Here is a 526-nt window from a genome sequence, read left to right as displayed (position 1 = left end):
ACTGCATTATTTAAAAACAATTTCTTCATAATAACTTTCGTTCCTTTCAAAAATCAAAATAGAATATTGAACAATCATTAAAATATTTAAGGAGTACTTAATTACGGTAGTAATTGAGTACGTATTTATTAATCTTTTATAATAGGATTCATCATATATAATAACAGTATCAAGTTGTACGTTTTCATGTACACTTTTCCCCTTTCCAGTGGAGTAGAATGTACGTCAAACTGTACGATTTGATACCACGGTGAAATTCCACAAATATTTCATGACATTCAGCATATAAAATCTACTCCTGTATCTGTTCATTTTGTTGGTTCTCCAAGGCTATCAAATCCAATGTATTGAAATATCCAGGTGTTCCAGAGAATACCAGAAAGAATCCTCCTAACTTTGGATTTATGCCACAACCAATAGGAAACATCCCCTTCTTAATCAACTGATTACTCTGTTCAATGTTATAGTTGTAAATTACTTTTTTCTTATTCATAGATAAAGCCTCCTCTAAATAATCATCAAAATA

Annotated in this window: 1 protein-coding gene; it reads right to left on the bottom strand. The window is 30.0% G+C overall.

Annotated elements, in window-relative coordinates:
* Window positions 1-292: 292 nt before the first annotated feature.
* Window positions 293-526, bottom strand: a 234-nt coding sequence (locus D5281_RS25275; RefSeq protein ID WP_277935648.1) for a hypothetical protein, incomplete at its 5' end; no start/stop codon positions are given.

Origin of the sequence: Parablautia muri, from assembly GCF_009917485.1 — a bacterium.
Taxonomy (GTDB): domain Bacteria; phylum Bacillota; class Clostridia; order Lachnospirales; family Lachnospiraceae; genus Suilimivivens; species Suilimivivens muri.
The sequence above is the reverse complement of the archived record's forward strand: the minus strand, read 5'-3'. Positions and strand labels throughout refer to the sequence as shown.